The following is an 11,033-nucleotide window of genomic DNA, read 5'->3' as shown; positions in this document are numbered from 1 at the left end:
TCAGTTGTGGTGTTTTTTTAAAATAAATCAGCAGGTTGATCAGAAAAGTTTTTTGCTCCATAACGTTCTGGGAATAAATAAGAAAGTAAACGTATTTTTTCATAAAATGAATATGGGTTTTGTGGATGATGTCCGTTTCCGATATATCCAATTCTTTGGCCATCAAGTAGCATAATTGATGCAGTTCCTTCTTTAGCGGTAGCACCATATTGATCTTGGGTAACTAAACCAGCTAAATTACCTTGACTATCAAAAACATTTGATCCAGATGAACCAGCAGCTAAATCCACACTGTTTCATCCATACACAATGGTATCATTTTGATGGTTTAAAGAACCGACACTGTTAATTTTTCCTTGGTATCTAAAATTACCTAATAAATACTCACGAAAGCGTGCTTGACCAGTTCCTGTTGGTGAATCAGGGTTTTTAGAATTTTGTCCGGGCATCGAACCGACAATTCAGTTTAAATTATTATAAGCATTTTGATGTAATAATTCATTTGAGATTTTAATTGGTTTAGCATTCTTTCAATCTAAAAAGAATTTGATAATTCGCTTTTGATCCTCGGTAAGTTTTTGTCCTTGGAAAGTAAAATTAGTATCATCGATATTTTTCTCTGCAAAGTTATTTTCAAATCATGAAATATCGATAATAGCTACATCAACATCGGAATATTTTTCTCCAGTTTTAAGTTCATTACCATAATTATCTCGAAAGTCTTTAAAATATGGATCTTTGTATGAATCTTGAATATCTTTACCGTTAGCAAAAAAGTGTGAAACAATTTCTATACTTAAATTGCTAATCATATTTTGTCCTAAACCATGACCTTCTAAAATTGGTTGTTGTTTTTGTTGATTTGCATCTGTTGTATCAGTCGGTTTTTTTATAAAGATTGGTGATAATATATTATTTCTAGTTCTACGTTCAATATCTAATCCATCTAAACTCTGTCCATTTCGCGCTCATGATGCATTAGCATCGTCTAATAAATCGATATTATGTGAGTTGGATACAATATAGTAGCGATGATCACTTGCATCATCAGGTTTTACCTTGTTAAATAATCCTCATGTTCCACGACCATGATAATCAAAAGCAAAAGTTCTTCGACGTACATCAGTTAATACATTAAAGGTATCATCAGAAAATAAACGTTTAACTATGCCATCTTCACTTTTAAGTTTAGTTGTTTGTTGGAATTTATCGTATGAAGCAACAGTTTTTGCCTCTTCTTGTGCTTGTGGACGTGATTGAATAGTTTCAGTTAATGATACCGACATTGAATCTTTAAGTGGTTTTCCTTGATAAGTTGGATTTTTAGTTGGGTTATTTTTATCATCAACATAATTCATTGTTAAAAAGACATTTCCAACAAAAGCAGATGACTTATTAGCCAAAATATGTTCTGATAAAATATCGGTAAAATAAATATCTGAACGTTTTGGTATAACTTCTAATTTTAACTTCTTACTTGATTTATCATAAGTTACTTTAAATGAATAACGATCTTTCATCATTGCAAATAAAGTTTGATTAAACAATGCATCTTCATTTCTTGGAGTAATTGTAAAAGTAGCATCATTAATAGTATGTTTTGCTAAAAGTTCTTTAAAAGAAACTGAAACATTAACAAATGAAAGTAATCCTCTTGGAACCGGAACAGATGAATTACGGTTAGTTTTACTCATAATAATTTTAGTATTTTCTAATTCAAATCTAAAGGTAAAATATACATCATCTTTAAAACTTTCTCAGTTTTTATATTCATCTAAGTCTTTTTCAATTCAAATAGAATGATGGTTATTACCAAAATTAAAAATAGTATGAGAAAGAATTTCACGTGGTGTAAAGAAGAAAAAGTCAAGTTGCTTACCACTATCATCAACTAAAATAAAGTTCTTTTTTTCTTTTGTACTATCATCTTCTAATTTACGATATTTTCACATTCGCTCATATTCAACCAAAGCAAAATGATTTTGCAATGAATAAGGGATTTTGTTTTTTGTTTCATCTTTCATTCAATAACCAATTAAGTCATCAACGGTTAAGTTTTTATTTTGAGTGATTAAATCGTTATCTGAATATGTTGTTGTCATAGTATTTTCAGAATTATCAGTTAATAAATAAGGACTGCTTCCGTTTGATGAATAATTAAAATGATATCTAAATGATTTTTCGACATTAGCAGGAATACTAAATTTATCATAATACATATCCATTCTTTGTTTCTCGGTTGCATAAATTTTTGAAATAGTATATTTAGCATTCTCAAAGTATCCAGAAATTTGGAATTTTCATAATTTTTCAAATGGAACAATCAATTTTAATGTCGGCGGTAAAACATACCCGTATGCTTCAGTACTTCCTGTTTTAATCTCGGGATTTAGTTCAAAAACAATTCATTTGTTTTTGAACAACTTTAGATCCTCATCAGCAAAATCAAATTTTGCTGATCCGTATAATTTTTTATTACTTTCATCTAAATATGTTGTAAATTTAGATAAATTAAAGGTTTTAGTTGAAACACTGGTGCTAAATTTATATTTATCTAAAAATGAAAATCCTGTTTGTTCATCTCCTACTTGTGCAGCAGTAATGATATATTTAGAGATGTTTTTAGGTAACACTGATGTATCAAATGATGCAGTTTTGTTGTTTTTATCTACTGTTGCTTCGATAAGTTTTGAATATGGATCAAAAGGGTTCAAGTTTTTTACCAAGAACTTAATTGAACTTATAGTATCATTTAAAGTTTGTGAATATGTGATAACAACTTTATTATTTTCTACTTTAGAAGATAAAATATCTAAAATAGGGTTTTTATAGTTATTTGTAAGTGTTCCTGATGAATTATTAAATCCAGGAAAACCTTGGACATCGTAGTATTTGCTATCACTACCAGTGTTTTTTTGTAAAACTAAGTCAACATAATTATCAAAAATATGTGCTTCATTTGGTAGTAAATATACATTGTATTTTTTAACATTTGGTAAACCAACGATTGCAGATCTTCCGAATTGTTTGTAGTTAAATGTATTATTATATTTATATTTAATAAAATATTGCGGAAAATCTACATTTGAACTATCAGATTTTTTTGCTGCAGTAAATTCGAGAAAAACATCACCATTAGAATATCTTCTTGCTTGAAAATCATTCTCACTACTAAAACTAAAAGCACTTGATTCGCTTGTATAGTTTTTATTTTCATAAACAGTATTTAATCCACTAAAATGGTTAATAGCAGTTGAACCATTGCTTAAACCTGTTATTTTTACAAAATCATTTGTAGTTAAATTTGATATTGTAAAAGTAACTAAATTATTATTAACAGTTCCACTAACAGTTGATTCACTTGCTGAATCAAGAGAATCCTTGCTTGCTTTTTTATATTTTAAAGTAAGTGATGTATTATTTACTAAATTAACAGTCTTGATTTCTAATTTAATGGTATTATCAGCAATAGTAGACTTAATTATTTGAGTTGTTTGTGGTGGAGTTAAAACATCTTTATCAACATGTTTGTAATCACTACCATCGATGAATGAAAAATATTTAGTTAATGAATTATCTGCTTTAATTTCTGAATCAGTTGTGTTTGTATATGTATTCACATTTATTAAATCTTTGTTATACATACCAAAGATATGTGAATTGTTAAAAACTTTTTTAAAGTTATCACTTACGAATGCTTTAGCATTAATATCTAAGGTTTTAAATGTTGGATTGATGTTTGGTAAATTTAAAGCAACATTATTTAATTTAAATGATGTAAGTTGATAAGTTGTATTGGATGATAAATTTGAAAAATTTAAATACAAATTATTACCTTCGGTATAATTTGTAACTTGTAAACTTTTAGAATTAGATAATGATGCATCAAAGGTATGCACATTCGCATCATGTAATCTACTATTTGATGTGAATGAAATTCGCAACGATGCTGAAGTTTTTGAAATATCAGTTACATCAATAGAATTAATGGTAAATTCATCTTTGGTTGGTCTTGGTTTTTCGATAGGTTTACTGTTTTCATCAGGATTAGTAGTTGATGGATTTTGATTACCTGGAGCATTTTCATCAGATGGGTTTTGCTCACTTGGATTACTTGGATTTTGTGGTTCACTATTCGAACCACCTTGACTTGTTTGTGAATCACCTTGTCCGCCTTGATTTTCACCACCTGGTTGATTATCTGGTGGTGTTATAGGATTCATTGGAGTCGTTTCTGAATTATTCGAGGTATTAAATGTAACGGTTAAATTACTGTGATATTGAGTTGATGCAATTTCTAAATATGAAATACCTAATTTATTATTATCAGGTTTTGTAATGCTTGAAATATCAAAAGTAAGTAAATGTGTATTTACATCATATAGTTTCGATGTAAGAGTGCGAGCAATATTTTTAAATTTAATTTTTGCTTCATTTGCAAACATTGATGCATCAACATTAGCAAGTTTTACATATAATTTGCTATTATCATCAGAAAGAGATAATTGAGTAATCTGTGGATCAGTACTTATAGATGCTGTATGAAAGAACAATTTATTTTGATCATTATTTGATAATTTTAAAACTGTGTCATTAATATTAAGTTGGGATAAATTATAATCAGTATTAGGAGTAAGGTTGGTATATTTAATAGTAATTACATCATCTTTTGATGTAATCGATGCAGGTGCAGTAGGGTTTAAGGTAGCAGATAATTTACTTGCATCTAAATTTTTGTTTGTTAGCTTTAATGTGATTGTTGCAGTTGTAGAATCTGAATCAACACTTATGATGTTTGCATCGGTTTTTACATCATATGGATTTTTAGGTGTTTTAAATTGCAATTTAACTTTATCAGAATCAGAGAATTTTAATTCATTTCCGTTAGCAAAAATTTGGTCAATTTGATATTGTGTATCTGCTTTTATGTTTTCAAAAGTTACAGTTAAGATATTAGATAAGATGCTGATATTAGGCATATCATATTGGGTTGGTTTACTTAAATGTAATGAAATATCAGTAGCTTTATAAGTTTTAAATAACTTTATTTTTATTACTGCTGAGTTGTTATTAACATTAACTGTTTCAACTTTTCCATCAAAACTTTGCTGATTTTTAGTTTCAGGATTTCCACAAGCGATTGTTATAGCAGATACACCTGCACTAACAAATACACTGGAAATAAGTAGTTTTTTTATCTTTTTCATCATTACTCCTATTTTTTAATTGGATTTTCAAATTCATTGAAGATATCAAGCATTTTATGCTTCTTAGGATACAAACGATTCAATCGTTGCACTTTATAAGCAAATGAACCATTATTATAATCATTTAATTCACCAAAGAAATTAATTCTTTGTGAAGATAGTAAATATGAAGATGCTTCACCATTTTCTTCATTAGCATGAATTCCTAAAAAGTTTCCTTCATGATCATATAACCCTGTCCCTGATGAACCACCTGTTAGTTGATAATTAGCATTAACATTAATAATCTCACCACTAGAATTTTTAAAACGTTTAATAAATCCAACTTTTTCTGTTTTAGCATTTGGAACTTTATCACCTGGATAAAACAAGATGTCACCAATAAAATTTTGACGAACTTGGATATTCTTTTTAGTATTATATGTAGTAGAACCTGGGAAAGAAGACATATACATTGTATAATACATATATGGGTGGATGTAACGGCCCATTTTAGATACTTTATTATGTTTTAAACTCTTTCATTTGTAGATATGTTCAGCTGTTTTAAATTTCGGATCATTTTCTTTATTTACATCACTTTTATGTTGATTATAATAATTTATCAATTCAGTAATATCAATGATGTGAATTTTAAAATCAGTTCTGTTTTTAGCAGGGACATTTGATAAACTACCGTCCATACTCTTATTGTTGTTATTATCAGATGTCCAAAAAATTGAATTACCAGTATTAGATCAATAACCACCTAAAAATAAGCTAACATCTTCTTTAGAAGTATGTGGTTTTGGAGCAGATATATATCCAGGATTTAATACAGGTACATGGATATTTGTTCCAAAATAATATCGATTATCATTTTCATTATCTGGATCTACTTTACCAATCATCCAAGCTGTCCCCCATCAAGTTCCAAAAGAACGTGTTATAACATGATCTTGAACTGTATTTCGAGGTGAAGAATTTGTATATCATGTTGTAACTTCGATATTAACAGGCGTATCAGAATCACTATAACCAATACTTTTAAATTTTGTCTCTTTATCAAATTCAAATCCATCTATTTTTAATTGATTTTTTGCCTTTGTGTGTTCATTTGTAAATGAAAGTGGTTGTCCATTTTTTAAATACATAATTGACAAATAATTTCAAGTTTTATCAACAAATGTTGAATAACTTGAAGAAAGATTATGTATATACATATCTTTATTAATATGCCCTTGACGAGCTATTAACGAGATTTTTAGTTTATCACCACTTAATGATACTTGTGCTTTAAGATGTTTATTCATCAAATCTTCAAGTTGTTGGTCAGTCAATGTTAAATGATAACTGTCATTTGAATCAATTTTTCTACCAATCTTCTTCAATAAATCTTCGGTTTTTCCTAAGAATTTTATTTTGATATCAGAAATAGTTTTGTTAGCTGCTGCATTAAGTTTATTTCAACTAAAAGATACCGCTCAATCAAAACTACCAAAAGAAAATTGTCTAAAATTAACTTGTTTTGGACTTGCCACAAAAGAAAAATTAATAATTGCTTCTTTATTGCTATCTAAATTTTTGAAATTTCGGATGTCTTTTTCAACATAAACTTCAGTTCTATTAGAATTTTCATTCATTTCTTTATCTAGAACACTTTCTTTCATTGCAGCAAAATTATATTCTTTATGATTATCAAATTCTATAACAGGTAATGGATTATTGTATTGTGTATAAGCTGTTGCTACATAAGTATTAATATCACTACTATAATGTGTTAAAAACAATGTGTTCTTTAAATAAGCATTATTTAATGTTATATAGTTATGTCAATTAAAAGGGATAGATTTTGGTACATCTCCATTTGTATTATCTGTTAACTGTGATTCTTGATATTGCGAATTATTAGTTATATTTAAATTAGTTTGACTAAAAGATGTTCCCAAAGCATCTGAATAAGCATTTTTAGAAACATCTAAACTTGGTTTTAACTCAGTTGTTCCACTTTGCTGAATTAAAGATAATTTACGATGTTTGCTATCACCATCTTTTCCTTCATCATCATAATCTATAACAGATGATAAATCATATTTATTAACAATTTGTACTTGATTTAGTTTTCAAGTAATTCCTTCGGTTAGTCCAGTGAAAGAAAACTTTTTAAGTTCATCAAAGTTTAAAAACACTGATTTTGTGTTTTCTTGGCGAAATTGACGTTCAAATCAATCTCCACCGTCTGATGAATACCCATAACTGCGTTTTTGATCGTTTGTATCAGCCGGAGTATTCTTTTGCACTAAGTCTACAAAAGTAAGTTTAACATATTTGTTTTTAAATTGCTCGACTTCTGAATCGGTAGCATTAAGGTTGATTGCTCCTACATATGTATTAGTAGAAGCATCTGAAAGAGCAAATTGTATTTTTGTAATAGTTGGATTAAAGGTTTGATTTGAACTTCAAGCAACTTCTTCGGGAACATTAAAAGAATAATTGTTATTTAATGCTGTGACATCAGAAATAATGTATTTATTGTATCCTTGATTAAAGTTAATAATACCTTCAGATTCAATATGTCCGTTTTTATAAGTTCCAACAACTGCTATATCTGCATCATAGACATTTACATCAGGTTTGATGGTAATAAGATATTTATCATTGCTTTGATTAGGTAAATAACTTACATTAACATTAACTTTGTTATTGTTAATACTAAATGAACTTACATTATATGTAGCAGTTGTTCCTGTTTTATTTATAACTTTAACACTACCACTAAACTCTACTGCTTGATTTGCATACATTATGTTAGAAATAGTATTGTTTGAATTACCATTACTTACATCAACTAAAATATTTTGTGATGTTCCATTATATTTAGTTGTGTAATTTTGTCCGTTAAAGGTAAATTTGAAATCATTGTTTTTAGAAGTTGGTAAATGGTCAAAAGCAAACCACAACATTTTATTATTAATCAATGATATTTCTTTAATATGTAAGTTATCCTTAGCATTAAATTTACTTACCTGTTCATCGTATTTAGTAAATGAATCTAAAAGACTATAGTTCAATGCATTAAATTGCACACTGTTATCACTAGTAGTAAAAGTTTGATTATTCAAAGATATGTTTTGACTTCCAATTTGGATGTTATCAAGATAATATGTTGTATGTGATGCAAGATTGTAAACATCAAAAATTAGATTAGTATTATTTACAGCAGGATTGCTAAAATCTAAACGATGCCCACTTGCATCCTGTAGTGATAATGTAACATTATCTGATGCATCGAGTGATGTATCTAATGAAACATTTATTCTTGCTTTATCACTTTGGATATTAGAAATACTAGAATTTTGTATATGATATGTTTTTTGTTCTTTTGCTGGTGTGCTTGGTTCTATTTGTTGTTGCGATGTTGTAAATGATAAATTACTACTTGGTAGAGCTAAAGAATTCCCATTTAATGATACGGATGTTAAGGTATAAGTTGTATTCGGTTTAAGTGAATAAAAAGTTGTAGATAAAGTGCTAGATTCAGTTATTAAAAGATTTTGAGTATGATTTTGTCCATCTGAAATGGTTATTAAAAGATTGTTTTTTTTTGCATCAGCAAGTGTATGATTAGAAAAATTCAAATTTAATGTAGCATCGGTTGCATTAACATTACTTCACGATACATTTGAGATACTAAAATTATCTTTTTTAGGATTTGGGTTATTTTCTTTTTCTGATGAATTATTTGGTTTTTGATTACCATCTAAATTAAGGTTACCTGGTGGTGTGGTCTGTTCGACATCTCCTGGATTAGGATTTGTTTCTTGTGAATCACCAGGATTTTCTGGATTATGTTTTTTAGGATCTGATGGATTAGGTGTTGATGGTTGGTTCCCTGGTGTTGTTTCCTCACCTGAAGTTGGGGGGGGAGTTTGTTCATTATTTTTAGGTGTTTGTGGTTGTTCTACATTATCTTGTGGTTTAGTTTTGAATAAAAATTGGTTTTGTAACTTTGCTGTTTTCAATGATTTACCATTGTATTTAATATCAAAGGTATATATTTTATTAGAAAATAAACCGTTTATGATAAAAGTAACAGATTTTTTATCGACTGATAAGGTTCCGTTAACATTTTGATTATTATAAGTTAACGAAAAATAGCCATTTGAAGAAACTGGATGATCTAAAAATGCTTTAATTGATGCTGAATCTAATGTACTTTGAGTCTGTACACTTTTAAGATGTACCTGTTTTTTTTCAAATACTTCTGTGTTTTCATTAGTGCAAGCTACAGCAGAAACTGTGGTAAAACCTAAAAAAGCAGGAACTATATATTTTCTAAATTTCTTTTTTCGCATAATGATTCCTTTATAATTTAATGATATCAAAATCCTTATAATTTTTTTGTTTTTATAGCATATATAGATATTTTAATAACAATTATGTGCAAATATTTAGTTAAAATATCATTTTTTATTTGCTTTTATTTTAGATATATAAGTGATAACTTAATATCTAAAAACTATTATTGAAATTTTTGTATAGTATAATACTTTTTTATAAAAATGTTTAAATTTTTATTTGATTGCATATAAAAAATCGGATGCTAACCGACTATTTATATGCTAATTTTTCTGTATGTGTTTTTGATGAATAAGATTTTAAAAATTCTGTCATTAAATCAATTGTTGCTTGGATATCTACCAAAGATGCAACACCAATAGGACTATGTAAATATCTTTGTGGAATTGAAATAGTCATTACAGCAGATCCACCTAGTGCAAATTGTAATTCTGCTGCATCGGTTCCACCACCACCTGCTACATATTTATATGCAGGTATTTGTTTATTTTTTGCAACTTCAAAGAGATATTCAATTAATTTAGCATCTGGTAAGGTTCCAGAATCTTTTACTAAAATTGATACTCCGTTTCCACAAACTGGTGTACCAGATTTAGCACCAGTTGTATCGTGTGCAGCACCTGTATCGACTGCAAATGCTACATCTGGATTAATAATTGATACGGATGTTCTAGCTCCACGAGTTCCAACCTCCTCTTGAACTGTTCCGACTAAATAGACATCACATTCTAATTGTAAATCAGCGATATTTTTAGCTATAAATTCTAATGCTGTAACTCCAGCACGATTATCCATTGCTTTACCACCAACTAAATCATTTGCAAGTTCTACATATTCACCACTAATGAAAATTTTATCTCCAATATCTATTTTTGCATCCAAAACTTCTTGCTTACTTTTAAAACCTAAATCTACATATAGATCATCAGTCTTAACTGCATTTTTAAGTGATTCGTTTGTTTGGATATGGATGCTGGTGTGTCCAAAAACACCTGTAAATCTTTGATTTTGCGAATTCACCACAATTGCTTTAGTTCCAATTACAACAGAAGGTCACAAACCGCCAATTGGTGTTACCATTAAATTACCATTATCAGCAATTAAACGAACCATATATCCTACTTCATCCATATGTGCAGCAATCACCACTTTTGGAGCATTTTCTACTTTTGATTTTTTGTAAAAAATCACTGAACCTAATTTATCTCTAGAAACTTCAAAACCCTTAATATTTCTTTTAAGTTCATCTACTACCGGCTCTTCAAAACGCGACATTGCTTCAATTGACATATATTTTTTTAGTCTGGTAGATAATTCTTGATATTTTGCTTGCATTTATTCTCCTAATAAAAAAATCAGCAATGCTGATTATATGGTGCCTTAGACAGGACTTGAACCTGCATGGATTTCTCCGGCGGATTTTGAGTCCGCAGTGTCTGCCATTCCACCACTAAGGCAACTAACTAAATAATACACTTTTTTAGCAAA

General features: G+C 28.7%; 3 protein-coding genes and 1 tRNA gene. All 4 read right to left on the bottom strand.

Annotation, left to right across the window (positions count from 1 at the left end):
• Nucleotides 1-17: 17 nt before the first annotated feature.
• The 4 genes from ACXYRQ_RS01195 to ACXYRQ_RS01180 all read right to left on the bottom strand — a co-directional run bounded on the left by ACXYRQ_RS01195 (nt 18) and on the right by ACXYRQ_RS01180 (nt 11,002).
• Nucleotides 18-5,207 carry a hypothetical protein gene (locus ACXYRQ_RS01195; RefSeq protein WP_458614552.1) on the bottom strand — a complete coding sequence of 1,730 codons (5,190 nt, stop codon included), beginning with the start codon at nt 5,205-5,207 and terminating at the stop codon, nt 18-20.
• A gap of 8 nt (nt 5,208-5,215) precedes the next feature.
• On the bottom strand, nt 5,216-9,541 hold the full coding sequence (locus tag ACXYRQ_RS01190; RefSeq protein ID WP_458614551.1) for a hypothetical protein: 4,326 nt from the start codon (nt 9,539-9,541) through the stop codon (nt 5,216-5,218).
• A 256-nt stretch (nt 9,542-9,797) separates the two neighbouring features.
• On the bottom strand, nt 9,798-10,880 hold the full coding sequence (locus tag ACXYRQ_RS01185) for a M42 family metallopeptidase (RefSeq protein ID WP_458614550.1): 1,083 nt from the start codon (nt 10,878-10,880) through the stop codon (nt 9,798-9,800).
• Nucleotides 10,881-10,918: 38 nt separating this feature from the next.
• Nucleotides 10,919-11,002: transfer RNA gene (locus ACXYRQ_RS01180), tRNA-Leu, on the bottom strand.
• Nucleotides 11,003-11,033: the final 31 nt, after the last annotated feature.

It is taken from the genome of Mycoplasma sp. 394, assembly GCF_054353895.1.
The sequence above is the reverse complement of the archived record's forward strand: the minus strand, read 5'-3'. Positions and strand labels throughout refer to the sequence as shown.